Source organism: Leucobacter tardus, from assembly GCF_017583045.1.
GTDB lineage: Bacteria > Actinomycetota > Actinomycetes > Actinomycetales > Microbacteriaceae > Leucobacter > Leucobacter tardus.
The window spans coordinates 473,758-498,595 of record NZ_JAGFBF010000005.1 but is presented as its reverse complement, the minus strand read 5'-3'; the positions used below and the strand labels follow the sequence as shown (position 1 = coordinate 498,595).

Annotated in this window: 22 protein-coding genes; 15 read left to right on the top strand and 7 right to left on the bottom strand. The window is 68.2% G+C overall.

Annotated elements, in window-relative coordinates:
• The first annotated feature begins 44 nt into the window (after positions 1–44).
• From J4H85_RS09330 to J4H85_RS09320, 3 genes are all read left to right on the top strand, one after another.
• A complete protein-coding gene (locus tag J4H85_RS09330; RefSeq protein ID WP_208238971.1) occupies positions 45–578 on the top strand; it encodes a PadR family transcriptional regulator in 534 nt (177 codons plus the stop codon).
• A gap of 2 nt (positions 579–580) precedes the next feature.
• On the top strand, positions 581–2,248 hold the full coding sequence (locus tag J4H85_RS09325; RefSeq protein ID WP_307863575.1) for an ABC1 kinase family protein: 1,668 nt from the start codon (positions 581–583) through the stop codon (positions 2,246–2,248).
• A gap of 85 nt (positions 2,249–2,333) precedes the next feature.
• The gene (locus J4H85_RS09320) at positions 2,334–3,176 is read left to right on the top strand and encodes an NAD(P)H-binding protein (protein ID WP_208238969.1); all 843 of its coding nucleotides are present in this window, start codon (positions 2,334–2,336) and stop codon (positions 3,174–3,176) included.
• Positions 3,177–3,183: 7 nt separating this feature from the next.
• On the opposite strand, the gene hisD is transcribed toward J4H85_RS09320, so the two are convergent.
• Positions 3,184–4,500 (bottom strand): histidinol dehydrogenase, encoded by a 1,317-nt coding sequence (gene hisD, locus J4H85_RS09315; protein ID WP_208238967.1) that lies wholly within the window; start codon positions 4,498–4,500, stop codon positions 3,184–3,186.
• A 72-nt stretch (positions 4,501–4,572) separates the two neighbouring features.
• On the opposite strand from hisD, the gene J4H85_RS09310 reads away from it, so the two are divergent.
• Positions 4,573–5,517 carry a LysR family transcriptional regulator gene (locus J4H85_RS09310; protein WP_208238965.1) on the top strand — a complete coding sequence of 315 codons (945 nt, stop codon included), beginning with the start codon at positions 4,573–4,575 and terminating at the stop codon, positions 5,515–5,517.
• Here the strand turns inward: J4H85_RS09310 and J4H85_RS09305 are convergent.
• A complete protein-coding gene (locus J4H85_RS09305) occupies positions 5,483–6,916 on the bottom strand; it encodes an APC family permease (protein ID WP_307863574.1) in 1,434 nt (477 codons plus the stop codon). The genes J4H85_RS09310 and J4H85_RS09305 overlap by 35 nt on opposite strands.
• 181 nt (positions 6,917–7,097) lie before the next feature.
• Here J4H85_RS09305 and J4H85_RS09300 point away from each other — a divergent pair, with 181 nt between their 5' ends.
• Positions 7,098–8,069 carry an NYN domain-containing protein gene (locus J4H85_RS09300; RefSeq protein ID WP_208238960.1) on the top strand — a complete coding sequence of 324 codons (972 nt, stop codon included), beginning with the start codon at positions 7,098–7,100 and terminating at the stop codon, positions 8,067–8,069.
• A 3-nt stretch (positions 8,070–8,072) separates the two neighbouring features.
• On the opposite strand, the gene J4H85_RS09295 is transcribed toward J4H85_RS09300, so the two are convergent.
• The 3 genes from J4H85_RS09295 to J4H85_RS09285 all read right to left on the bottom strand — a co-directional run bounded on the left by J4H85_RS09295 (position 8,073) and on the right by J4H85_RS09285 (position 9,891).
• A complete protein-coding gene (locus tag J4H85_RS09295) occupies positions 8,073–8,426 on the bottom strand; it encodes a DUF2200 domain-containing protein (RefSeq protein ID WP_208238958.1) in 354 nt (117 codons plus the stop codon).
• 41 nt (positions 8,427–8,467) lie between these two features.
• Positions 8,468–9,226 carry a response regulator gene (locus tag J4H85_RS09290; RefSeq protein ID WP_208238956.1) on the bottom strand — a complete coding sequence of 253 codons (759 nt, stop codon included), beginning with the start codon at positions 9,224–9,226 and terminating at the stop codon, positions 8,468–8,470.
• Positions 9,227–9,306: 80 nt separating this feature from the next.
• Entirely contained in the window at positions 9,307–9,891 is a 585-nt protein-coding gene (locus tag J4H85_RS09285; RefSeq protein WP_208238954.1) for a TetR/AcrR family transcriptional regulator, read from the bottom strand.
• A 237-nt stretch (positions 9,892–10,128) separates the two neighbouring features.
• Here J4H85_RS09285 and J4H85_RS09280 point away from each other — a divergent pair, with 237 nt between their 5' ends.
• Entirely contained in the window at positions 10,129–10,326 is a 198-nt protein-coding gene (locus J4H85_RS09280) for a CsbD family protein (RefSeq protein ID WP_208238953.1), read from the top strand.
• 72 nt (positions 10,327–10,398) lie between these two features.
• Here J4H85_RS09280 and J4H85_RS09275 read toward each other — a convergent pair whose 3' ends face one another.
• Positions 10,399–10,950 (bottom strand): GNAT family N-acetyltransferase, encoded by a 552-nt coding sequence (locus J4H85_RS09275; RefSeq protein ID WP_208238951.1) that lies wholly within the window; start codon positions 10,948–10,950, stop codon positions 10,399–10,401.
• A 47-nt stretch (positions 10,951–10,997) separates the two neighbouring features.
• On the opposite strand from J4H85_RS09275, the gene J4H85_RS09270 reads away from it, so the two are divergent.
• Complete coding sequence (locus tag J4H85_RS09270; RefSeq protein ID WP_208238949.1) at positions 10,998–11,510, top strand: mycothiol transferase; 513 nt, start codon at positions 10,998–11,000, stop codon at positions 11,508–11,510.
• A gap of 48 nt (positions 11,511–11,558) precedes the next feature.
• Here the strand turns inward: J4H85_RS09270 and J4H85_RS09265 are convergent, their stop codons facing one another.
• Entirely contained in the window at positions 11,559–16,343 is a 4,785-nt protein-coding gene (locus J4H85_RS09265) for an NAD-glutamate dehydrogenase (protein ID WP_208238947.1), read from the bottom strand.
• Between the two features lie 117 nt (positions 16,344–16,460).
• Here J4H85_RS09265 and J4H85_RS09260 point away from each other — a divergent pair, with 117 nt between their 5' ends.
• From J4H85_RS09260 to dnaJ, 8 genes are all read left to right on the top strand, one after another.
• Positions 16,461–17,294, top strand: a complete 834-nt coding sequence (locus tag J4H85_RS09260) for a Cof-type HAD-IIB family hydrolase (RefSeq protein ID WP_208238945.1) — start codon at positions 16,461–16,463, stop codon at positions 17,292–17,294.
• Entirely contained in the window at positions 17,295–18,197 is a 903-nt protein-coding gene (locus J4H85_RS09255) for a TIGR01777 family oxidoreductase (RefSeq protein WP_208238943.1), read from the top strand.
• Positions 18,194–18,622: a pyrimidine dimer DNA glycosylase/endonuclease V gene (locus J4H85_RS09250; RefSeq protein ID WP_208238941.1), complete on the top strand. Its 429-nt coding sequence runs from the start codon at positions 18,194–18,196 to the stop codon at positions 18,620–18,622. Before J4H85_RS09255 ends, J4H85_RS09250 begins: the two co-directional genes overlap by 4 nt.
• A 56-nt stretch (positions 18,623–18,678) precedes the next feature.
• The gene (gene lepA / locus J4H85_RS09245; protein WP_208238939.1) at positions 18,679–20,529 is read left to right on the top strand and encodes a translation elongation factor 4; all 1,851 of its coding nucleotides are present in this window, start codon (positions 18,679–18,681) and stop codon (positions 20,527–20,529) included.
• A complete protein-coding gene (locus J4H85_RS09240) occupies positions 20,526–21,293 on the top strand; it encodes a DUF1990 family protein (protein WP_208238937.1) in 768 nt (255 codons plus the stop codon). Before lepA ends, J4H85_RS09240 begins: the two co-directional genes overlap by 4 nt.
• 4 nt (positions 21,294–21,297) lie before the next feature.
• Positions 21,298–22,521 carry a radical SAM family heme chaperone HemW gene (gene hemW, locus J4H85_RS09235; protein WP_208238935.1) on the top strand — a complete coding sequence of 408 codons (1,224 nt, stop codon included), beginning with the start codon at positions 21,298–21,300 and terminating at the stop codon, positions 22,519–22,521.
• Between the two features lie 97 nt (positions 22,522–22,618).
• Positions 22,619–23,653: a heat-inducible transcriptional repressor HrcA gene (hrcA, locus tag J4H85_RS09230; RefSeq protein WP_208238932.1), complete on the top strand. Its 1,035-nt coding sequence runs from the start codon at positions 22,619–22,621 to the stop codon at positions 23,651–23,653.
• 75 nt (positions 23,654–23,728) lie between these two features.
• Positions 23,729–24,835 carry a molecular chaperone DnaJ gene (dnaJ, locus tag J4H85_RS09225; RefSeq protein ID WP_208238931.1) on the top strand — a complete coding sequence of 369 codons (1,107 nt, stop codon included), beginning with the start codon at positions 23,729–23,731 and terminating at the stop codon, positions 24,833–24,835.
• The last annotated feature ends 3 nt before the right edge of the window (positions 24,836–24,838 follow it).

The following is a 24,838-nucleotide window of genomic DNA, read 5'->3' as shown; positions in this document are numbered from 1 at the left end:
ATATATTGCTGAGTATCGTTCGTACACAACCTCTGGAGGTCCTCATGAACGGTCAGTTCCCATCGCGTGGTTTCGGCGAGTCCGGCTTCTGGGACGCCATGGAAAACCTGCGTCACGGTTTCGAGCAGCGGGTCTCGGGGCCGCGCATGCCTCGGGGCGAGGTGCGGGCTGCGGTGCTGGCGCTCCTCGCAGAGCGCCCCATGCACGGGTATCAGATCATCCGCGAGATCGAGCAGCGCAGCGGTGGCGCCTGGAAGCCGAGTCCTGGATCGGTCTATCCCACGTTGCAGTTGCTGGCCGACGAGGGACTCATCACCGCCGAAGAACTCGGGGGACGCAAGACGTACACCCTGACGGAGGCGGGCCGCGCCGAGGCCGAGGCTGCCGAACGAACGCCGTGGGACTCCGCTGCGCCGAAGGAGAAGCCGTCTGCGGGCCGACTGCCGAGGGCGGGATACGACCTCGCGCAGGCCGCCGCACAGGTGCAGCGCAGCGGGACCTCTGAGCAGGTGGACGCTGCGGTCGAGGTGCTCGCCGAGGCGCGGCGCAAGCTCTATGCGATGCTCGCCGAGAGCTGACGGTGACGGAACACCGGAGACGCTACCGTCGCATCCTGCGGTTCGCCGCCCGGTATCTCGCACAGTCGTGGTGGTACGAGATCGCCCTGCCGAAGCTCGGCCTCGCACGGCTCGCGGAACGGACGCGCGCGCGGCGGATGCAGCGGATCGCGGAGCGCTTCCACGCGCTCGCGATCGAACTCGGCGGGCTGATGATCAAGGTCGGGCAGTTCCTCTCGTCGCGTCTCGACGTGCTACCCCCCGAGATCACCTCGGAACTCGAAGGACTGCAGGACGAGGTGCCGCCGGTCCCGTTCGACCGGATCCGCGAGCTCGCCGAGCGCGAGCTCGGTGTCCGACTGGACGAGGCGTTCGCGCATGTCGACGCGGTGCCGGTGGCCGCCGCCTCGCTGGGGCAGGCGCACCGAGCGGTCCTCGCCCCTGAACTGGCCGATGACACCGGGTTCTCGGCGGTGGTGCTGAAGGTGCAACGTCCCGGGATCGATGCGATCGTCGACGTCGATCTCGCCGCGCTGCGGCGCGTGGGCGGCTGGTTGCGGCGGGTGCGCATCGTCTCCGACCGCGTCGACGCGCCGCAACTGGTCGAGGAGTTCGCGCAGACGAGCCTCGAGGAGATCGACTACCTCGCCGAGGCTGCGCACGGCGAGCGATTCGCGCAGCTCTTCGACGGTGACGACCGGGTCTCGACGCCCGAGATCGTGTGGGAGCGCTCATCGCGACGCGTGCTCACGCTCTCCGATGTCACCGCGATCAAGATCACCGATGTCGACGCGTTGCGCGCGGCGGGGATCGATCCTCAAGCGGTCGCGCAGTGCTTCGCGGACGTCATGTTCGACCAGCTGTTCACTTTCGGGTACTTCCACGCCGACCCGCATCCGGGCAATATCTTCGTGGCGCCGCGCGCGGAGGGCGGGTGGTCCCTCGCCTTCATCGACTTCGGCATGATGGGGTCCGTTCCCGATGAGATTCGTCGTGGCCTGCGCGCATTGATGATCGCCGTCGCCTCACGCGATAGCACCGGCGTGGTGGCGGCCGTCGAGGATATCGGCGTGCTCCTGCCCTCGGCGGACACGCGTGAACTCGAGCGCGCCATGTCCGCGCTCTTCTCGCGTTTCGGCGGGATGGGCTTCGCCGAACTGCGCGATGTGGACCCCCGGGAGTTCCGGGATTTCGGGCTCGAGTTCCGCGATGTGATCCGCACGCTCCCGTTCCAGCTGCCGGAGAACTTCCTGCTCATCGTCCGTGCCATGTCGCTCACCTCGGGGGTCTGCACCTCGATCGACCCGGCCTTCAATCTGTGGGACGCCGTGGAGCCGTACGCGTCTCAGCTCCTGCGAGACGAGCGCGGCAACCTCATTCGCGAGTTCTCCGAGAACGCGGTCTCCACGCTCGGTACGTTGGCCGCACTGCCCCGTAGGGTGGACGCGCTCCTCACGAGTGTCGATCAGGGGCGCCTGGTGTTCGACACGTCGAGCGTGGAACGCAGGCTCGCTCGGCTCGAGCAGCTCGGCCGCCGCATCATCTCGGCGGTGCTCTTCCTGGCGCTGCTCGTCGGGGGCATCCTCGTGATGCCCGAGTACCCCGTGATCGGCACTGTCATGTGCGTCGCAGCCGCGCCGCTCCTGCTGCACGCCCTGCTCGCAGGAGCCTTCGGTCGCCCGCCGCGATGACCGACTCGACACGGCCGGGATCGTGGCCTCGACGCTCGCAGTCTGGGATGATCGACACGTGGTGGACCAGCAGGAAGCAGGAGCAATGACCGAGCAGGCGGGTGTCCCGGGGTCGCGGCGCACGTTGCTCGTCGGCGCCGGGAAGGTCGGGACGCGGCTGGGGCAACGTCTCGTCGAACGCGGCGACCGGGTCTTCGCGTTGCGGCGCGATCCGAGTTCCCTGCCGCCCGCCTTCACGCCGATCGCCGCCGATCTGAGCGCCCCGCTCACAAGCGAGCTTCCCGACGTCGACGCGATGGTGATCACGCTCACCCCGGGCCGTCCGGCGCCGACGCTCGATGACAGCGCCTATCTGGCGTCGCTCAGGCACCTCGCCGACGCCCTCCCGTCCCGACCCGACCGGGTCGTGTTCGTCTCCTCGACCGGCGTGTTCGAGGGGCGCCCCGAGGGTGCGGAGCGGTGGGAGGGCGACGTCCCAGAACCCGAGACCGATCGCGGACGGCTCCTCCTGGCGGGTGAGCGCACGGCGGTCGACCTGTTCGGCGCCGCCGTCGTGCGACCGGCGGGGATCTACGGGCCAGGACGCGAGTTCTTGCTGCGGAAAGTGCTGCAGGGGGAGGCCATGGCGATGCGGAAGGGCACCAACCGGATCCATGAGTTCGACCTGGTGACGTTGCTCGAAACGCTCATCGCCGCCGACGGGCCGCGCCCCGCACTCGTGCATGCCGTGGACCGCGCCCCTGCTCCGATGGGCGAGGTCGTCGGCTGCATCGGAGAGCTCCTCGGGGTCGCGCCGCCGCCCGCACTCGACCCCGACCCGGGCGGGGGAGCGATCCTGCGAGGACGTATCGAGGAGTTCACCGGACCGCTGCGGTTCCCCACCTACGTCGAGGGGTACGCCGACATCATCGCCCGCAGGTCCCCCTGACCCGTGATCACCGCTCCCAGCGATCGAGACGCATCTGGGCGGTCGCCTCGTGCGCGGCCATCCCCTCCGAGCGGGAGATGGTGACGGTGGCGGGAGCCACCAGGCGCGTCGCCTCCCGCTCCACGCGCTGGTAGGTGAGCGGCTTCATGAAGCGCGACACCGAGAGACCAGCGCTGTGCTTGGCGCCTCCCGCCGTGGGCAGCGTGTGGTTGGTTCCGGCCATGCCCTTGTCGGAGTATGCGACGGTGCTCCATTCGCCGAGGAACACCGACCCGTAGTTCCGCAGGCGGTCGTGGTACCAGGCATCGTCCGCGGTGAGCACTTCGAGGTGCTCGGGGGCCAGATCGTCCATCAGCGCGACGGCGACCTCGGGGGAGTCCGCGACGGTGACGGAGCCGTGATCCCGCCACGCCGGGCCGCAGATGTCCGCCGTCGCGAGCGTCGCGAGCTGCCGCTCGACCTCGGCGATCACCGCGGCGCCGTGATCGGCATCGGTGGTGACGAGCGCTGCCGGCGAGTTCGTGCCGTGCTCAGCCTGCCCGAGCAGGTCGGCGGCGACGATGGCCGGGTCGGCGCTCGCGTCCGACAGCACCGCGACTTCGGATGGGCCGGCGGGCAGATCGATCGCCACGCGTCCGAAGAGCTGTCGCTTCGCCTCCGCGACATAGGCGTTCCCCGCCCCCACGAGCATGTCGACGGGCAGATCGTCGATCAGCCCGAGGGCCATCGCGGCGAGTGCCTGCACCCCGCCGAGCACGAACACTCGGTCCACGCCCGAGACGTGAGCCGTGTAGAGCACGGCGTCGTTGGCTCCGCCGTCCGGCTGCGGCGGGGTGCACGCCGTCACATGCGGTACACCGGCGGCTTTCGCGACGCCGACCGTCATGAACGCGCTGGCCGTCAGCGGGAAGCGTCCGGCGGGCAGATAGGCGCCGACCCGGCCGACGGGGATGTACCTGACCCCGGTGTGGAGGCCCGGCTCGAGCTCCACATCGAAGTCGACGAGCCCCTCGCGCTGGCGGCGGGCGAAGGCCTGGGTCCGTTCGGCTCCGAGCTCGATGGCGGAACGCAGCTCGGGATCGAGCCGATCACCGCTCTGCGCCACCCGATCGGGCGCCAGCGAGAAGTCCTCCCGCGTCCATCCGTCCAGGTCGCGCGCGTACTCGCGGACCGCATCGAGTCCGCGGCGCTCGATGTCGAGCAGCATGCGCGATACGGTCGCGACGACCTGGGGATCCCGCTGGGCGGCGGGAGTGTCGAGCGGTGTTTTCAGGCGGGTGAAGCGGCCGGTGTGCTGGGCGAGGAGCGCGGGAGTGAACTGCATGACGCCATCCTAGAAATGGCGAGGTGCAGAGCACCACTGGGCGGTGGTCTTCTCAGGGCATAGGGTGAAGCTATGACGTTGACCCAGCTCCGCGCGTTCATCGCCGCGATCGACGACGGCTCGTTCACGGGTGCGGCCGGACGGCTGGGCATCGCCCAACCCACCGTGTCCGCACTCATCCGGAAGCTCGAGGAGCATCACGGGCTGCCGCTCTTCATCCGCACCGGACGACGTCTCGAGCTGACCGCCGCCGGCAGCGAGCTCGTCGGGTGGGCGCGCCAGATCGTGGAATCGGCTGACCGCGCCGATGAGGCGCTCGTCGAGCTGCGCGGTCTCGAACGCGGATCGATCTCACTCGGGGTGCTGCGGAACGCGAACTTCTACTTCTTGCCCGACGTCGTGGAGACCTTCCGTCGGCGTCGACCCCACGTGCAGCTCCGGCTCTTCGGGCAGAACTCCTTCGAGGTCGTCGAGGGGGTGAAGGCGGGGCGGTTCGAAGCCGGGATCGTGGTGCTCCCGGTGCCGGATGACGAACTCGAGGTCTTCCCGCTCCTGCGCGACGAAGTGCTGTGGGCCAGTGCGGATCCGACGCGAGTGTCGGCCCCCGTCACCGTCGAACAGGTGGCGGAGGGCCCTGCGGTGCTCTACGACGCGAGTCACAGCTGGAACGATCCGACACGACGCCAACTGAGCGAGCGCGCGCAGGAGCGCGGGCTCCGCATCGAGCCCGTCGTCGAGGTCGAGTATTTGGAAGCCGCGCTCGAACTCGTGCGTCGGGGGATCGGCGACACCATGGTGTCCAGTGCGGTGGCGAGCAGCGCCGCGTTCCCCGACGGCATCTGCACCGCGCCGTTCGCCGAGCCCCTCTTCGATACCATCGCGGTCATTCGACGGGCGAACAGCGTGATGTCTCCCGCGATCCTCGAGGTGGTCGACCTCGTGGGCGCGGTGCTGCGCGAGCGTTCGGCGGCGGCTGCGCGGGTCAGCGCTTCCGGCGACGTTCCCGAAGCGTATTGAGCAGGATCGCCTCGGTCCGCACGCCCGCCTCGATCCCGCGCGGGATCCGGAACAGGAACACCATGCCGATCGCCCACCACAGCAGGCACAGCACGTACGACATCGGATCGATGCTCGCCGGCATACCCGGGATGTAGAGGGTGAGCAGACCGAAGGTCAGGATCGCGCCCAGCACGCCGAACATGACACCGATCTTCCCCCGGCCCGAACGGAACGGGCGCTCCATCTCGGGTTCCCGTCGGCGGAGCATCAGGAAGACGATGCAGACGAGGAAGTAGGTGACGACGATGCTGGGCGATCCGGAGTCCACGAGCCAGCCGAGCATACCGGTGCCGAAGAACGGCGCGGCGACCGAGAGCGCCCCGATGAACAGGATCGCGTTGCTCGGGGTGTTGAAGCGAGGGTGGAGCTTGCCGAACCAGCGCGGCAGCATGCCGGAGTGACCCATGGCGTACATGAGTCGCGAGGCGCCGATGAGCAGCGCGATCCACGAGGTCAGGATGCCCGCGATGCCGCCGGCGAGCAGGATGTTCGCCATGAACTGGCTGTTCCAGAGCGCACCCATCGCGTCTGCGGTCGCGAGGTCGCTTGCGGCGAGTGCCTCGCGACTCATCGCCGACGACGAAGTGAAAATGACGAGCACGTACCAGAGCGTCGCGATGAACACCGAGACGACGATCAAGCGGCCGATGCGGCGCGGGCTCATGTTGAGCTCTTCTGATGCCTGCGGGATCACGTCGAAGCCGACGAAGAGGAAGGGGACGACGACGAGCACCGTGAACAGGCCCGCGGAGTCCGTGAAGAACGGCTCCATGTTGCTCACCGTGCCGTTCATGAAGCTTCCGGTCGCCAACAGGATGCCGACGATGACGAGGAAGAGCACCACGAAGGTCTGCACGACGCCCGCGACCTTGATCCCGATGTAGTTGATCGCTGTGATGACGACGGCTGAGACGGCGCCGATGAGCGCCCAGGTGAGCGCGACCTCCGATCCGAAGATCGAGTACATCGGATTGTCGAGGATCTCCGGCCAGATGTAGGAGATGGTGCGGGGGAGTGCGACCGCCTCGAACGCGACGATGCTGATGTACCCGCCGGTGATACCCCACGAGCCGACGAACGCCCACCGGGGACCCATGCCCCGCATGAGGTAGTGGTGCTCGCCGCCGGCCTTCGGCATCGCCGACGTCAGTTCCGCGTAGAGGTAGGCGACGAGTGCCATGATGAGGCCGCCGCCGCCCATCGCGATCGCGGCGCCGAGCGTGCCGGCGTCCTCGAGCCAGCCGCCGGAGAGCACCACCCACCCGAAACCGATCATCGCGCCGAAGCCCAACGCATACGAATCGAAGGCGTTCAATGCTTTCTTGAATCCGGGGCCACTCTGCTCGGAAGTCTGCACGGGTGTTCCTTTCACCGGGTGAGGGGAGTTCTCCACACCGTATTGCACCGTTCGTCGTGGAACAATGCGGTGCCGCGCACCGGGGCTCATAGGCCGAGGCTATAGCGTACGTCACTGACTCCTGCATCGGCGTCGAGCAACCCGTCCCGCAGAGTCGCCGCCGACCTGTCAGACTGGGGTCGTGGCAGAAACACAGAACGGCCGGGTCGCCGTCTACCTCGACTTCGATAACGTCGTGCTCTCCTGGTACGACCGGGTGCACGGCAGGAACGCGTATTCCCGGGACCGGCAGCGCATCGCCAACGAGCCGGACAACACCGAAGTCGCTGCTCGTCTGCAGGCGGCGGTGGTGGACGTCGGAGCGATCATCGACTACGCCTCGTCGTTCGGCACGCTCGTGCTGACGCGCGCGTACGCCGACTGGTCGGCGCCCGTGAACGCCGAGTACCGGTCTCAGTTGGTCGCTCGAGCCGTGGACCTCGTGCAGCTGTTCCCCGCCGCGGCGTATGCGAAGAATGGTGCGGATATCCGGTTGGCGGTCGATGCGGTCGAGGATATGTTCCGTCTCGACGATCTCAGTCACGTCGTCATCGTCGCCGGCGACTCCGATTACGTGCCGCTGGCGCAGCGCTGCAAGCGACTGGGCAGGTATGTCGTGGGGATCGGCGTGGCCGGCTCGACGGCGAAGGCACTGACGGCGGCCTGCGATGAGTTCGCGTCGTACGATTCGCTTCCCGGGGTGGAGCGCCCCGAGCGCGAGGCGCAGGCGAAGCCTGAACGTCAGCGGAAGCGCGAGGCGAGCACGCGCGAGGCGGCGGCCGTCAGCCGTTCCGAGGCGCCCGTTGCGGCCCGCACCGAACCGGTCGCCGCGGCGCGCGCGGACGATGATGGGGACGAACCCGTCGAGGACCCGGAGATCGCCGTCACCGGTCTGTTGATCCGCGCGCTCTGGTTGGGGCAGGCGAAGGACGATTCGGGTTGGCTCTACAGTTCGGCGGTGAAGCAGCAGATGCGCCGCATGGACCCGTCGTTCAACGAGAAGGCACTCGGCTTCAGTTCGTTCTCCGACTTCTTGAACTCCCGCTCCGACGTGGCGGAGCTCGAGGAGGAGGGGCACGAGCGCCTCGTGCGACTGCGCGACCAGGTCGGGTGAGGCTCAGGCGGAGCGGAGGATCTTCTCCATCGCCTTTCCCCGCGCGAGTTCGTCGATGAGTTTGTCCAGATAGCGAATCTCCTGCATCAGCGGATCCTCGATCTCTTCCACGCGGATGCCGCACACGACGCCGGTGATGCGTCGTCGTACCGGATTCGGTGCGGGGGCTTCGCGGAAGAAGTCGGTGAAATCCGTCTCGGCCTCGAGGGTGCGCTCGAGGTCGTCCTGCGAGTACCCCGTGAGCCAGCGGATGATTTCATCGACCTCGGCGCGGGTCCGTCCCTTCCGTTCGGCTTTCGTCACGTAATGCGGGTAGACGCTCGAGACGGGAGCCGCGAAGATGTTGTATTTCGCCATGAGAAGCCGATCGTGAGGGGACTCGATGGCGGTAGCGTAGCTCATTCGGTTGGGTCAGCGGGCCCCGCGTTCGGTACGCCGGCCTCCCGGGCCAGGAGCGCGGCCTGCAGTCGCGAGCGGACGCCGAGCTTGGCGAGCAATCGCGTGATGTGAGATTTCACGGTTCCCTGTCGGATGCCGAGACGCTCGCTGATCACGGCGTTCGGGTGTCCGGCGCCGATCTCGCCCAGCACCTGCCACTCCCGCTGCGTCAGCGTGATTCCGTTGATGCTCCGCGCACCAGCCGCGGGGTGCCGGCTTCGCCCGGCGCGCTGCGTCTTGGCGGGTGATCGGAGCGCTGAGAACACCCGGTCCGTCACCTCGGGCGCCAGCGCGCCCGCTCCCGCCGAGACCTGTCTCACGGCGGCGATGAGGCTCGGCGCATCGGTCGACTTCAGCACGAACCCTTTCGCTCCGGCGCGAATCGCGCCGAACACCGATGCATCATCGTCGAACGTGGTGAGCACGAGCACGTGGGTGCCCGATCGACGAAGCGCGCGGGTCGCCTGCTCGCCCGACATGCCGGGCATCCGGAGATCCATCAGGACGACATCGGGTCGCAACTCTGCTGCGAGCGTGATCGCGTCGCTTCCGCTCTGCGCCTCACCGACGACCGTGACATCGGGTGCGGTCCGCAGGATCATGCTCAGTCCGGCCCTGACCGCCGCGTGGTCGTCCACGATGAGCACACGGATCGGCGGGACGCCGCCGTCCGCCGATGTCGACTCGGAGGCGGGGGACGAGTCCGGAGAGACGCACATACGCTGAATTGTTCCAGGCGGCGCTATCGACCGCGTCCACCCGCGGTGCCATTCGAATGTGCACCAAGGTCGTAAGTGACCTAGGCGGAGCGGAGTTCGCTCACCGCGCTCGCGACCGTGCGTCGGACGAATGCGTCGTCGACGGGCAGACCGAGGGGCAGGAGCAGTCGCGAGAGCAGCGGTCCGGTCAGCACATCGCAGGCGTAGTCGTCGTCGCCTCCGTGACCGATGTCTCCCCGATCCCGCGCCGCCGCAAAGAGTTCCTTGAGTCTGTCGCGACGCGGCTGCACCAGCTTGTTCACGGTGAAGTCGCGAATCGCCTCGTGGGTCCGCGCCATGTCGAACAGCGCCGGCAGGTTGTGCCGCACGAGCGGCGAGTCGTACACCTCGACCTCGTGCTGCTGGAAGACGAGCAGATCCGATTCGAGGTCACCGGAGTCTCCGATGCGGACGTCTCCGAAACGTTCCGTGATGACGGTGACCGCGAGTTCTGCGAGGTTCGCGTACCTGCGGTAGAACGCCGGGGCCGTCGTGTTCGCCGCGGACGTGATCGAGTCGACACTGAGTTCGGAGAAGCCGCGCTCCTCCATCATCGCCTGTGCAGCTTCGAGAAGCTTCCTGCTGATCTGAGTGTCGAACGGTCGACCACCACTTGTCGGGCTCATTCGGGTAACGTTATCAGGTCAAAATAAAGTCCCGCTATGGGTTGCGCCTCGGGCACCCCACGTGGTGTCATCCGGGTGAACGAAAGTACGGGCGGTCGTCGTCTCGACGAGCGACACTATCCGAGAGGTCTGCGCGCGCTAGCGGAAACATTCGTGCGCTCGCAACCCCCATCGGACTCGGGATCGCTCGGGTACGGTGGAGGAGAACGTTGTGCACACCAACCGAGGAGGTATGACATGTCAGCAGACGACAAGGCCGACAACAAGGCCGAGAAGTTCGGCGGCAAGATCAAGGAAGCCGCTGGCAAGGTGACCGGTGACAAGGAGATGCAGGCCGAAGGCGCCGCTCAGGCGACGAAGGCCGACGTCAAGGACACCGTGAACGATGCTTCCGACTCGGTCAAGGGCGCATTCAAGGGAGCCAAGGAGGAGTAAGCACTCTTCTCCGATGAGGGGCCGGATCGAGTCATCGATCCGGCCCCTTTTTTCGTGCGCGGTCGCGCGATGCTACGCCTCGCGAGGCGGCATCGGCGGGCCGTCGGGGTAGTCGGAGCGCGTGAGGTCCATGAGCAGTCCGTCCTGCAGCCCGCCCCCCGGGCGCACCTGATAGTCGCGCAGCACTCCGACCCGCGCGAACCCGAGCCGTTCGTAGCTGCGGATCGCGCCGACGTTGTGCACGTTCGGGTCGAGCGTGACCCGGCTGACCCCGGCTGCGAACTCGTGCGCGATGGCGAGTGCGAGCGCCTCCTCACCGATCCTCCGTCCCCGCGACGCGGTGCTGATGAAGATGTGCATCACGGTGGTCGGGTACTCGGGATCGTCGGCGCGGAACACGCACAGGACGCCGACCGTCCGCCGCTCCACCTCGATCACGCGGGTGACGTCCGGATGCGCGATGAACTCGTCGCGAGTCCGCGCCTCGTCGTAGCCGACCCACCACTCCGCGACCTCCGGCTCGGAGAGGATCCGGCGGAGCGGGGTGAGGTCGTCAGCGCTCGGATCGCGGAGGGTGACGAGCGGGCCATGCAGCGTCGGCTGCGCGTCTCGTTTCGATGACATGCTCACATTCTGCTCCCTTTTCGGCGCGGGCGGGAGAGGATGAGGTCATGAACGCCATCGATCTGCTGCTCGACCTCGCGGCGCGGCCGCTCGAGTCCGCTCGCGAACTCCGTCCGTTGCTCACGTCCGAACTGCTGAACGCGCACCCGCACCACGACAACTCCATCGCCTGGCTGCTCTGGCACTCCGCTCGAGAGATCGACGCGCAGATCTCCGAGCTCTCGGGCGAGGAGCCCGTCTGGACGAGTCAGGCCTTCGACAGTCGATTCGAATTCTCCGCGGGACCAGATGACATGGGGTACGGACACTCCGCGACTCGAGCGCGCGAGGTCGTCACTGCGGACGCATCGCTGCTCATCGCGCACCTGGAAGCGGTGATCGATGCCCAGTGCGCCTACATCGGCGGACTGACCCCGGACCAGCTCGACGACGTGATCGACGATACATGGGATCCGCCCGTGACCCGGGGCTCCCGGCTCATCAGCATCTCCGGCGACGCGATGGCGCATCTCGGTCAAGCCGCATATGTGGCCGGCATGGATGAGGACGCCTTCGAGTGATTTCCTCGCGAACGGGCGCGGATGCCGTCCGCGCCCGTTCGCCGTGCATCAACGGATCAGCGACCGCAGCTGCCGCAGCGCCACCGACAGCGCGGCGATCCCGGGAGCATCGAGCGAGTGCACCGTCTCCAACGCGTCGAGCGCTCGTTCGGCCTGCGTGCCCCCCGCATCGACCCACGCGGTCACGCGGGACGCGGCGTCGTCGTCGCTCGTGGTCTCGAGCACTGAGGCCGTCAGTGAGACGACCACCGCGTAGAGGTCGTCACGCAGCGCGGCGCGGGCCATCGAGTCCCAGCGATCCTCTTGGGGCAGGCGGGTGACACTCGTGAGGAGCTCGTCGAACCGGATGAGCGCCGAGAGCTCGAAGTAGACGTGCGCGACGGTCGACGAGTCCCACGACCTGACCCGCGCGAGTTCGGCGATGTCGAGGAGCGAGAGCGAGGCGAGCAGACCGGCTCCGGTGCGAGCGAGCGCAGGATCCATGCCTGCGGCCTCGAATTCGGCGACCTGCTCCTGGAACGCGGCGAGCTCATCGCCGCGGAGCAGGTCGTCCATGCAGTGGGCCGCCGTCGACACCTGATCCTGGAACATCGTGATCTCGGTGCCGACATCGATGCGTTCCGGACGGTGCTGCACGAACCAGCGCGCCGACCGGTCCAGCAGTCGCCTGAACCCGAGATAGAGCCCGGTCTGCGTCGCGGTGTCGACCACGGTGTCCGTCGCTTCGACCTGCTCCACGAAGCCGCGGAGGTCGAAGACCTCGCGCGACACGACGTAGGCGCGAGCGATCTGTTCGCTGCTCGCCCCGGTCTCGTCCGCGGCGCGGAACGCGAACGTGATGCCGCCGCGATTCACCATCGAGTTCACGACCGAGTTCACGATGATCTCGCGGCGCAGCGGGTGGGAGTGGAGTTCGTCCCCGTACGCCTCGCGGATCGCGGTCGGGAAGTAGTCGGCGAGCGTGCGCGCGAACCAGGGGTCGTCGGCGAAATCGGTGTCGGCGAGATCCGACTTGAGCGCCAGTTTCGCATACGCGACGAGTACCGCGAACTCGGGTCGGCTGAGTCCGACCCCCTGCTCGATCCGCGCGGACACCTCCGCCGCACTCGGCAGGTACTCGAGCTCGCGGTCGAGCTCGTCGCGCCCCACCAGCCAGTCAATGAGGCGCTGATGCAGTGGCAGCATCACGGCGGCATTGGCCCGGGAGTTGCCGAGCAGCACGTTCTGCTCGTAGTTGTCGCGCAGCACCTGCGTGGCCACCTCGTCGGTCATCGACCGCAGGAGTGCATTGCGGGCCTCGAGATCCATGCGGTTCGCCTGCACGAGACCGTTGAGCAGGATCTTGATGTTCACCTCTTTATCCGAGGTGCCGACACCGGCCGAGTTGTCGATGGCGTCGGTGTTGATCTGGATGCCCGCCTGTGCGGCCTCGATGCGTCCCCGCTGGCTGACGCCGAGGTTGCCGCCCTCGCCGACCACCCGCACTCTGAGGTCCGCCCCGTCGACGCGGATCGCGTCGTTACCGCGATCGCCGATCTCCGCATCGGATTCGGCGCTCGACTTCACGTAGGTGCCGATGCCGCCGTTCCAGAGCAGGTCCACCGGAGCGAGCAGGACGGCGCGCTTCAGCTCGGTGGGGGTGAGCTTCGCGACCGAGGCGTCGAGTCCGAGCGCTTCGCGCATCTGCGGCGTCACCCGAATGGACTTCGCCGTCAGCGGGAACACGCCACCGCCCTCGGAGATGAGTGCTGCGTCGTAGTCGTTCCAGGACGACCCGGGCGTCTCGAAAAGACGTTGACGCTCGACGTACGATGCGGCTGCGTCGGGCGTCGGATCGATGAAGACGTGACGATGGTCGAAAGCCGCGACCAGACGAATGTGCTCCGAGAGCAGCATCCCGTTGCCGAACACGTCACCGGACATGTCACCGACCCCGACCACGGTGAAGTCCTCGGTCTGCGTGTCGTGCCCGAGTTCGCGGAAGTGACGCTTCACGGATTCCCAGGCGCCGCGCGCCGTAATCCCCATGCCCTTGTGGTCGTACCCGGCTGAACCGCCCGATGCGAAGGCGTCGTCGAGCCAGAACCCGTACTCCGCAGAGATGCTGTTCGCCATATCGGAGAAGGATGCGGTGCCCTTGTCGGCCGCCACCACGAGGTAGGGGTCGTCGCCGTCGTGCCGGACGACGCGCGCGGGCGGCACGATCTCGGCACCGTCGCGGTTGTCGGTCACGTCGAGCAGTCCTCGGATGAAGGTGCGGTACGCCGAGCGTCCTTCGGCGAGCCACGCGGCGCGATCACTCAGGTCGGGCAGCTGCTTCGCGACGAAGCCCCCCTTCGAACCGGTGGGCACGATCACGGCGTTCTTCACCATCTGCGCCTTCACGAGGCCGAGGACCTCGGTCCGGAAGTCTTCGCGGCGGTCGCTCCACCTGAGACCGCCGCGCGCCACCTTGCCGAACCTCAGATGCACACCCTCGACCTGTGGCGCGTACACCCAGATCTCGGCCATCGGGTGAGGTTTGGGCAGACCGGGGACTCGAGCGCAGTCGAGCTTCATCGACACCCAGGGCTTCGGGGATCCCGACTCGTCGCGGGTGTAGAAGTTCGTGCGGAGCGTCGCTCCGATGACCCCGATGAACGAGCGCAGGATCCGATCGTGATCGAGGCTCGCCACGTCGTCGAGTGAATCGAGCAGTGCGGCGGAGAGTTCGGCGGTCCGCGCGGCGCGCGCGGCGCCGCTCGCCGCAGCATCCGGATCGAACGCGGCACGGAACAGTGCGACGAGTCCCGCTGCGGTTTCGGGATTCGCCGTGAGTGCTGCGTCGATGTACTCGGTGGAGAACGCCGAGCCGATCTGCCTGAGGTAGTGACCGATCGCGCGCAGCACGACGATGTCGCGCCAGTCGAGGCCGGCGCGCAGCACGAGTGCGTTGAGTCGATCGCTCTCGGCTGCTCCCGACCATGCGGCGCGGAAGGCGTCTTCGAATGCCGCGCCGCGCGCTCCATCGCCCCAGAGCTCGGCCTCGGTGACGGTCAGCCCGAAGTCGGAGAGGTGGCGCGTCTCACCGTTCGGGAGTGCGATGGAGTACGGCCGCTCATCGATCACATCGACGCCGAGGGCGGTGAGCATCGGCAGCACCCGGGTGAGCGGGTACTCGCGCATCGCGGCGACGGACAGTCGGCGCACCGTCGAGTCGGCGCCCACCGGAGCGTACAGATGCACCCTGATGTCGCTGTCGTCGACGAGTCCTTCGAGCCTCGCGATGTCGCCGACGGCGTCCGCAGGGGCGACCGCCTCCTTGTACGCCTCGGGGAAGGCCGAGCTGTAGCGACTGAGGATCTCGCCGGCCTCCTCCTCCCCGTACGACTGATGCAGGGCGTCGACGAGACCGGACTCCCACGTGCGGATCGCGTGCTCGAGTTCCCGCTGCAGTCGATCCTCGTCGACCTCGGGGATCGAGACGCCCTTCGGCATCCGCACCACGAAGTGCAACTGCGCGAGCGGCGCGTCGCCGACCCGGGTGGTGTGCTCGATGCGCTCCGCACCGAAGGTCTCGCGCAGCAGCGCCTGGATGCGCAGACGGACCGTCGTGTTGTAGCGATCCCGCGGGAGGAAGACGACCGCGGACAAGAGCCGGCCGAACTCATCCCTGCGGAGGAACGCGCGTGCTCGACGGCGTTCATGCAGACGGCTCACCTCGGTCGCGACCTCGAGGAGGTGGGCGACCGAGTCCTGGAACAACTCGTCGCGGGGGTACTGCTCGAGCGTCTGCAGAAGATCCTTGCCCGAGTGCGAGGTGAGTGAGAATCCGGAGGCGTCGATAACGTCGCGCACCTTCTGGCCGGCGATGGGGAGGGTGAGCACTGACGTCGCGTACGCGGCCGACGTGAACATGCCGAGGATCCGTCGTTCGCCGGTGACGTTGCCCGCGTCGTCGAACGTGCGCACGCCGATGTAGTCGAGGTAGACGTCGCGGTGCACCGTGGCCCGCGAATTTGCCTTCGTGATGGTGAGGAGGCGGGGTTCGCGCGCCGTGCGTTGCGCCTCCGGGCGCAGATGCACGATGTCGGACGACTGCTTGCGCAGGATCCCGAGGCCGGTGTGCGGGAGCGGCTTCAACACCTCGGTCCCATCGACGGTGTCGAGGGCGTACTCCCGGTATCCCAGGAAGGTGAAGTGGTCGTCGGCCAGCCAGTTCAGAAACTGGACGGTCGGCTCGACCGAGGTCGGGTCGACGGTGGCGGGCGGCTGCGTGCGGAGATCGGTCACGATGTCGAGACAGGCGCGCCGCATCGGTCGCCAGTCCTCGACGGCGCTGCGCACGTCGCCGAGCACCTTGCGCAGGTGGGAGACGAGCTGCTCGCGATCCTCCTCGGTGGCGAGCCGGTCGATCTCGAGGTGCATCCACGACTCGAGCTGACCGCCGTGCGCCGCCGTCTCGATGAGCGCACCGCGGTGGTCGCGCCTGACCGAGACGAGCGGGTGCACCAGCAGGTGGACCGTCGAGCCGAGGCGGGCGATCGCCGCCGTCACCGAATCGACGAGGAACGGCGAGTCGTCGGTGCAGATGTCGACGATGGTGCGTCGCGACGTCCAGTGGTGCTCGCGGAGTGTCGGCGTGAAGACGCTGATGAGCGTCTCGCCCGGCTCGCGTCGCGCGCCGAGCTCGACCATCGACCGGATCGCGCCGACGACGTCGCGCGGCTCGCGCTCGCTCAGGGTCTCCGTCGCGACCTGTCCGAGCAGATGCTCCACCCCCCTCCGCACATCGGGGTCGAGGTCGCCGGCGGCCTCGAGAATCTGAGCGCGGACCTGGGCGGGGGCAGACACGGTGCGTATCGACCTTTCCTCGTATGTGAGTGACAGACATCGCCATCCTACCGTCCGATACGATGGCGATGCGGGTGCACGAGCACCGCACACCGAGGGGTTGAGGAGCGTACGCCGATGAGTCCGAGTCCCTGGTCAGAGGCGATCCCGCTGGGGCGCGACCTCCGCCTGGTCGTCTGCGACATGGATGGCACCCTGCTCGACGGCGACCAGCGCATCCCCGATGAGTTCTGGGCCGTCTCCGAGCGTCTCGCCGAGCGCGGCATCGCCCTTGTGCCCGCGAGCGGACGCCAGTACGCCACACTGCAGCAGATGTTCGCCGACGAGCGCAGCATCACCACGTTCATCGCCGAGAACGGCAATCTCGTCGTCCGCGACGGCGAAGCCGATGTCGTCGGCAGTCTGCCGCAGGAACTCGTCGGGCGCGTCGCCGAGCGGGTACGCGGCGCCACGGACCGAGACCTCGGCCTCGTCTACTGCGGCCGCCGGAGTGCGTACATCGAGCGACGCGACGCGGCCTTCGTCGCCGAAGCGGAACGGTATTACGCCGAGCTGCAGCAGGTCGACGACATCACGGAGATCGACGACCTGCCGCTCAAACTCGCCGTCTACGCCTTCGATGGGGCGGAGTCGGCGGCACGAGACGTGCTGATCGGCATTCCGGGAGATCACGAGATCGTCGTCTCCGGCGAGCACTGGGCGGACATCATGAATCCCGCGGTGAACAAGGGCGTCGCGCTGCGCGCGCTGCAGGAATCGCTCGGCGTGACCCCCGCGCAGACGGCGGCGTTCGGCGACTATCTGAACGATCTCGAGATGCTCGAGGCGGCCGAGCTCTCCTTCGCCATGGAGAACGCGCACGCGCGCGTCGCCGAGGGCGCCCGCTTCACCGCTCCATCCAACCGCGCCCACGGAGTGGTCCGGGTGCTCGAACACCTGCTGGAGGCCTGAATGAGAATCGTGATCGGCGGCGCATCCGGCATGATCGGAACCGCGCTGCAGCAGGAGCTGCGCGCCCGCGGCGACGAGGCCATCGCTCTCGTCCGGCGGCCGGCCCGGCGACCGGAGGAGCGCACCTGGAACCCGGGGGAGCGGAGTCTCGATCCCGCTCACCTCGCGGGTGCGGACGCGGTCGTCAACCTCTCGGGGGCCTCGCTCTCGAAGCTGCCGTGGACGCGGGCGTACCGCGAGGAGATTCTGAACTCGCGTGTCGATGCCACCGCCACACTGACGTCCGCGCTGCGCACGCTCGCCGAGGCCGGCGATGCGGTGCCGACCTTCGTCAGTGGTTCGGCGGTCGGGATCTACGGGGACCGCCCGGGGGAGACGCTCGACGAGCGCTCGGTGCGGGGCGACGGGTTTCTCGCCGATGTCGTGGACCGCTGGGAGCGCGAAGCGCGTTCGGCGCCCGCGGCAACCCGACTGGCGCTCATTCGCACCGGCATCGTCATGGGCGACGGCGGGGCCGGGCGAGTGCTGCGTCGGATCGCACGACTCGGTCTCGCGGGCCCCATCGGACCGGGCACGCAGCACTGGCCGTGGGTGAGTCTGCGCGATGAAGTCGCCGCGATCATCCACCTCATCGACGGCGATCGCGAGGGTGTCGTGAACGCCGTCGGGCCCGAACCGGCGACCGCGGCCGAGATCGTCCGTGCGGTGGCGGGCGCGGCGCACCGGCCGTACTGGGCGCCGCTCCCGGCGCCCATCCTCGCGGGGGTGCTCGGCACCGGCGGGCGCGAGATGCTCCTGTCTGATCAGCGGACCCGACCTGCGGTGCTCGAGAGCACCGGCTTCGAGTTCAGGCACCACACCATCGAGGCGGCGATCCGGTCCGAGTTGGCCCTGCGCGCGTGAGGTTGTGGTCGCTGCACCCGGAACAGCTCGACCGTGTCGGTCTCGTGGCGTGCTGGCGGGAGTCGCTCCTCGCGCAGAATGTACTGGCCGGCAACACTCGCGGCTATCGGAACCACCCTCAGCTCATCCGCTTCCGCGGTACGGCCCATCCGCTCGGCGCGATGGGCACCTACCTGTCCGCGCTGCAGCAGGAGGCCACCGAGCGCGGCTACCGCTTCGATGCGACGAAGATCCGCGAACCCGAACCGCCGTCGGCGCCGCTCCCGGTCACCGACGGTCAACTCGCCTTCGAATGGGACCATCTCGGTCGCAAGCTCGCCGAGCGCGACCCGGAGCGGTGGGAAGCGTGGCGCGTGGCGGCGCCGAAACCGCATCCGCTCTTCCGCATCGAGAGCGGCGACATCGAATCCTGGGAGCGCCCCTGATCTGGGCGCCGCGTCGTGCGGCACCGTCCGCTCGGATCATGGGATAATGGCGGACAATGTCTCCACGCACCGCACATCCCCCAGCCCCGGCCGCGACCGAGCCGGCGGTGATTCGCAACTTCTGCATCATCGCGCACATCGATCACGGCAAGTCGACGCTCGCGGACCGCATGCTGCAGATCACCGGCACCGTCCCCGATCGCGAGATGCGCGCGCAGTATCTCGACCGGATGGACATCGAGCGCGAGCGCGGCATCACGATCAAGTCTCAGGCGGTGCGGATGCACTGGGACACGGACGGCACCGCGTATGCGCTCAACATGATCGACACGCCGGGTCACGTCGACTTCAGCTACGAGGTCTCCCGCTCGCTCGCCGCGTGCGAGGGCGCGATCCTGCTCGTGGACGCGGCGCAGGGGATCGAGGCGCAGACGCTGGCGAACCTGTACCTCGCGATGGAGCACGATCTCGAGATCATCCCCGTGCTCAACAAGATCGATCTGCCTGCCGCCGAGCCGGAGCGCGTGGCCCGCGAGATCACCGACCTCATCGGCGGCGACCCGTCCGAGATCCTGGCGGTCTCCGGGAAGACCGGCGCGGGCGTGGAGGAGTTGCTCGATCGCGTGGTCGAGCGGGTGCCGGCACCGGTCGGCGACGCCGACGGCCCGGCACGCGCGATGATCTTCGACTCGGTGTACGACTCCTATCGCGGTGTGGTGACCTACGTGCGCATGGTCGACGGGCGGCTCGCGCCGCGCGAGAAGATTCAGATGATGTCGACGGGGGCCGAGCACGAGGCGCTCGAGATCGGGGTGTCCTCACCCGAGCCGCAGGCGACGCAGGGCCTCGCGCTCGGCGAGGTCGGGTACCTCATCACCGGTGTGAAAGACGTGCGGCAGTCGAAGGTGGGCGACACCGTGACGGCGAAGCGGCAGCCCGCGACGGAGGCCCTGCCGGGGTACACCGACCCGAAGCCGATGGTGTTCTCGGGCCTGTACCCGCTCGACGGGAGCGACTACCCGATCCTGCGCGAGGCGCTCGACAAACTGAAGCTCTCCGACGCGGCACTGCAGTACGAGCCCGAGACCTCGGTGGCGCTCGGCTTCGGGTTCCGCTGCGGCTTCCTCGGCCTCCTGCACCTCGAGATCATTTCCGAGCGGCTGCGGCGCGAGTTCGATCTCGATCTTATCGCGACCGCGCCGAGCGTGATCTACGAGGTCACTCGCGAAGACGGGGGAGTGGTGACCGTCACGAACCCCTCCGAGTACCCGGACGGCAAGATCGGCAGTGTACGCGAGCCCATGGTGCGCACGGCGATCCTCGTGCCGAAGGATTACGTCGGCACCATCATGGACCTCTGCCAGTCGCGGCGCGGCAATCTGCTGGGTATGGAGTACCTCGGCGAGCGGGTCGAGCTGCGGTACGCCATGCCGCTCGGCGAGATCGTGTTCGACTTCTTCGATCATCTGAAGAGTCGGACGCAGGGATACGCGAGCCTCGATTACGAACCGATGGGGGATCAGGAGGCCGATCTCGTGAAGGTCGACATCCTGCTGCAGGGCGACAAGGTCGACGCGTTCAGCGCGATCGTCCACCGCGACAGCGCGTACCACTACGGCACGATGATGGCCGAGCGCCTCCGCAAGCTCATTCCGCGGCAGCAGTTCGAAGTGCCGATCCAGGCGGCGATCGGCGCGCGCGTCATCGCTCGGGAGACGATCAGAGCGATCCGCAAGGACGTGCTCGCGAAGTGCTACGGCGGCGACATCAGCCGGAAGCGCAAGCTGCTCGAGAAGCAGAAAGAGGGCAAGAAGCGGATGAAGATGGTCGGGCGCGTCGAGGTGCCGCAGGAGGCGTTCATCGCGGCGCTCTCCGGCGATGTGGAGGGCAAGGAGGTTAAGAAATGAGCCCAGCAGCGCAGCGGAACGAGCCGGTCCGTCGTCGGAGCACGCACCAGCGCATGCCGATGGCCTACGCGGCTGTCGGAGCATCGAGTGCCGCCGACCTCATGCGTTTCCCGCCCGAGGACACCACGCCGTACGAGGACGAGGTGAAGCTCGGCAGCGGACAGGACCGGTTCCTCGTGGCCTCGAGTCTCCTCATGACCTGGGGAGCGCAGCGGGGGGCCGGCTACACGGTCACCGATATCGATCCGGGCGAGGGCGAGCGCTACACCGGGCTCACCTTCGACGATCAGGGCCGTGCCGAGAGCGGCGGCCACGCCGAGCACCAGTACGGTCCGGATGGCGAGCCGTACCTCACGGCGGGCACCACCGCCGTCGTCGACCGCGGTGCGGGCGAGGCACCGCACGCGATCATGGTCGTCTACACCGTTGACGAACCGCGCCGAGTCGGATTCGCGTGGGGCGCCGGTGATGAGACCGGCGCGATCGGTGAACAACTCCTCACGGTCGAGCACCGCGAGGACGATTCCGTGTGGGCGTGCGCGCGCGGGTTCATGGCCGCCGCGCAGAACGGTCTCCTCGGTCTCAAAGGACGGGCGACACTCAAGTCGGAACTCGCCGCGGCCCACGCGCAGCTGCGCGCCCTCGCGCCGCACGCGGTCGTCGAGGCCGGGCTGCTGCCCGTTGAGGCGGAGTCCGCGGCCGTCACTGACGATCAGACGTCCGCGTCCGAGTCAGCGTCCGCTGCCGAGCGCGAGCTGCCGTAAGCCCGTGCCGAGCATTCTGCCGGACGGCGAACCCGCGCCCGAAGACGGTTCGCTTCCCCCGTCGGTGCGCGCGGGAGCGGAGGACCGGCCGTTCGGCGTGTACGTGCATGTCCCCTATTGCCGAGTGCGATGCGGGTACTGCGACTTCAACACCTACACGGCGAGCGAGCTCGGCGGCACCAGTCGAGCCGAGTACGCGGCGCAGGCCGAGACGGAGATCTCGTTCGGAGGAGAGGTGCTGCGCCGCGCGGGTCTTCCCGAGCGCGAAGCCTCCACCGTGTTCTTCGGGGGTGGCACCCCCACGCTCCTTCCTGCTGCGGACCTCGTCCGCATGCTCGACCGCATCCGGAGCGTGTGGGGGCTGGCCTCCGGGGCGGAGATCACCACCGAGGCGAACCCGGACTCCGTGGACAGCGCCTACTTGAACACCCTCGCGGACGCCGGTTTCACACGGGTGAGCTTCGGCATGCAGTCGGCCGTGCCATCGGTGCTGGCAACCCTCGACCGCACGCACGCGCCCGAGCGGGTGCCGCTCGTCGTGGAGTGGGCGCGCTCTGCCGGGTTGCAGGTGAGCGTCGACCTGATCTACGGAACACCGGGAGAGACGATCGACGACTGGACGCAGTCGGTGGAGGCGGCGCTGGAACTGGCGCCGGATCACCTGTCGGCGTACGCGCTGATCGTCGAAGCGGGAACCAAGCTCGCCGCTCGGATCCGCCGCGGTGAGATCGTCGCGCCCGACGACGATCTGCACGCCGAGATGTACGAGCTCGTCGACGACCGCTTCACCGCAGCCGGATACTCCTGGTACGAGATCAGCAACTGGTCCACTTCAGACGCGACGCGCTCGCGCCACAACCTCTCGTACTGGACCGGCTCCGACTGGTGGGGTGTCGGTCCGGGCGCGCACAGCCACGCGGGCGGCGTGCGGTGGTGGAACGTGAAGCACCCGCGCGCCTACGCCGAGCGCATCGCCGCGGGAGTCTCGCCTGCGTTCGCGCGCGAGATTCTCGACGACGAAGCGCGGCGGAGCGAGCGGGTCCTGCTGGAGACCCGCATCGCGGACGGACTGCCGACCGACGTCCTGCAGCCCGATGAGCGGCGCGCGATCCCCGAACTCATCGCCGCAGGACTCCTCGATGGACGCGCGGCGATCCGTGGGCGCGTCACACCGACACGGCGCGGGCGCCTGCTCGCCGACACGGTCGTCCAGCGACTCCTGCGATAGGGCGCGACACCTGCGGTAAGATTGGCACTCGGACTTCGCGAGTGCCAGACCCGTCAGGGCGGACCCGCGAGCGAACACGACGAGGAGAGGAAGACGCATGGTTTCCGGACGCAGTCTGGACGTGCTGCACGCGATCGTGAGCGATTACGTGTCGTCCAACGAGCCCGTCGGATCGAAGTCGATCGTGGCGAGGCACCAGTTCGGTGTCTCCGCGGCGACGATCCGGAACGACATGGCGCTGCTCGAGGAGGAAGAGCTCATCGCCGCGCCGCACACCTCCTCGGGTCGCGTGCCGACCGACAAGGGATACCGGACCTACGTGGACACCTTGGCGCGCATCCGCCCGCTCAGCCAGGCTCAGCGAGCGGCGATCGAGGTTTTTCTGCACGAGTCCCGCGACCTCGACGACGTGATGGTGCGCACTGTGCGCCTGCTCGCGCAGCTCACCAATCAGGTGGCGGTGGTGCAGTACCCGTCGCTGCGCAAGACGACGGTGCGGCACCTCGACCTCGTCGCGGTGGGAGAGGATCGCGTCCTCAGCGTCCTGATTCTCGGCAGCGGGGTCGTCGAGCAGCGGATCGCACGACTTCCCGCCGATCAGGTGACCGAGGCATGGGTGCACGGGCTGCGGCAGCGGATCGCGGGCTCCATCGTGGGCAGTGACCTGGAATCCGCCGTCACCGGCCTGCAATCCCTGGCCGAGACGCTCGGCGACTGGGCGGCGCCCGAGGAGTCCGAGTTGGTTCGGCGGGTGCTCGATGTCGTCGTCGATCAGCTGCGCGCCAATCGCACCGACCGCATCGCGATCGCCGGGGCGGCGAACCTGACGCGACCCGGAGAGTTCACGGGCGACCTGCACAGTGTGCTGGAAGCGATCGAGGAGCAGGTCACGCTGCTCAGGCTGTTCGGCGAGCTGGCGCACGGCGACGGGAATGTGGCGGCCTCCATCGGTCGCGAGAACGCTCCGTACGGGTTGAGCGCGGCCGCCGTGATCGCGTCGAGCTACGAGAACGACGGCGACTCCGTGTCGCGGCTCGGCGTGCTCGGGCCGACGCGCATGGACTACGCCGGGAACATCGCGGCCGTGCGCGCGGTTGCACGGTACCTGAACCGCGCACTCGGCGACGAATGAACTTCGGGTGCGGCGTCGGAGACGCGGCACCCGTGACCAGACGCAACGAACGACCGATCAGAGGAGCTGCAACCGGTGGCTGACCACTACGAAACACTGGGACTGTCGCGCGAGGCGAGCGCTGACGAGATCAAGAAGGCGTACCGCAAACTCGCACGCCAGCTGCACCCCGATGTGAACCCGAGCGATGATGCGGCGGAGCGATTCAAGAGCGTGACGCACGCGTACGACGTGCTGAGCGATCCCGATCAGAAGCGCCGCTACGACATGGGCGGCGGCGAAGGCGGCGGCGGTGCCGCCGGGTTCAGCGACATCTTCGAGACGTTCTTCGGCGGGGGCGGGTTCGGTGGGGGATCCGCCGGTCCCCGGTCGCGTTCGCAGCGCGGCGACGACGCGCTGATTCGCGTCGACGTGACTCTCGACGAGGTCATCTTCGGTGCGCAGCGCGACGTGACCGTGAACACGGCGGTCATCTGCGAGACCTGCCAGGGCACGTGCTGCCAACCGGGGACGCATCCCGTCACCTGCGAGATCTGCGGCGGCCAGGGTCAGGTGCAGCGCCAGGTGCGGTCGCTCTTCGGCAACGTCGTCACGATGCACCCCTGCGGCAACTGCTCCGGGTTCGGCACCGTGATCGAGCACCCGTGCGTCGAGTGCGGCGGCAAGGGGCGCGTGCGGGAGCGGCGCACCATGTCGATCGATGTCCCGTCCGGAGTCGACACGGGCACGCGCATGCAGATGCGGGGCGGTGGAGAGGTCGGCCCAGGCGGCGGCCCGAACGGCGATCTGTTCATCGAGTTCCGCGTCGCCCACCACGACATCTTCAGTCGCGACGGGGACGATCTGCTCTCGACGATGCACACGAGCATGGTCGATGCGATCCTCGGCACGCAGGTCACCGTCGAAGGGCTGGACGGTGAGATCGTCGTCGACCTGCCGGCCGGTTCGCAGTCAGGCGACGTCATCACGGTGCGCGGGCGGGGCATCCAGGGCCTGCAGACCACGAACCGCGGCGACCTGAAGGTGGCACTCCAGGTGCACACCCCGACTCGGTTGTCCAATCGGGAGAAGGATCTCGTGCGGCAGTTCGCCGCGCAGCACGGCAACGAGTCGCCGGCCCTCGGCGAGTTCCAGCAGAGCTTCTTCGGCAAGATCCGCGACCGCTTCTTCCGCCAGGGCTGACAC

Bases quoted from the DNA above. Each gene is read 5' to 3' on its own strand.
- J4H85_RS09295 (WP_208238958.1), bottom strand. From the start codon at position 8,426: ATGGCGAAATACAACATCTTCGCGGCTCCCGTCTCGAGCGTCTACCCG.
- J4H85_RS09330 (WP_208238971.1), top strand. From the start codon at position 45: ATGAACGGTCAGTTCCCATCGCGTGGTTTCGGCGAGTCCGGCTTCTGG.
- lepA (WP_208238939.1), top strand. From the start codon at position 18,679: ATGTCTCCACGCACCGCACATCCCCCAGCCCCGGCCGCGACCGAGCCG.
- J4H85_RS09275 (WP_208238951.1), bottom strand. From the start codon at position 10,950: ATGTCATCGAAACGAGACGCGCAGCCGACGCTGCATGGCCCGCTCGTC.
- hrcA (WP_208238932.1), top strand. From the start codon at position 22,619: ATGGTTTCCGGACGCAGTCTGGACGTGCTGCACGCGATCGTGAGCGAT.
- hisD (WP_208238967.1), bottom strand. From the start codon at position 4,500: ATGCAGTTCACTCCCGCGCTCCTCGCCCAGCACACCGGCCGCTTCACC.
- J4H85_RS09240 (WP_208238937.1), top strand. From the start codon at position 20,526: ATGAGCCCAGCAGCGCAGCGGAACGAGCCGGTCCGTCGTCGGAGCACG.
- J4H85_RS09310 (WP_208238965.1), top strand. From the start codon at position 4,573: ATGACGTTGACCCAGCTCCGCGCGTTCATCGCCGCGATCGACGACGGC.
- J4H85_RS09255 (WP_208238943.1), top strand. From the start codon at position 17,295: ATGAGAATCGTGATCGGCGGCGCATCCGGCATGATCGGAACCGCGCTG.
- J4H85_RS09270 (WP_208238949.1), top strand. From the start codon at position 10,998: ATGAACGCCATCGATCTGCTGCTCGACCTCGCGGCGCGGCCGCTCGAG.
- J4H85_RS09260 (WP_208238945.1), top strand. From the start codon at position 16,461: ATGAGTCCGAGTCCCTGGTCAGAGGCGATCCCGCTGGGGCGCGACCTC.
- J4H85_RS09285 (WP_208238954.1), bottom strand. From the start codon at position 9,891: ATGAGCCCGACAAGTGGTGGTCGACCGTTCGACACTCAGATCAGCAGG.
- J4H85_RS09280 (WP_208238953.1), top strand. From the start codon at position 10,129: ATGTCAGCAGACGACAAGGCCGACAACAAGGCCGAGAAGTTCGGCGGC.
- J4H85_RS09320 (WP_208238969.1), top strand. From the start codon at position 2,334: ATGACCGAGCAGGCGGGTGTCCCGGGGTCGCGGCGCACGTTGCTCGTC.
- J4H85_RS09290 (WP_208238956.1), bottom strand. From the start codon at position 9,226: ATGTGCGTCTCTCCGGACTCGTCCCCCGCCTCCGAGTCGACATCGGCG.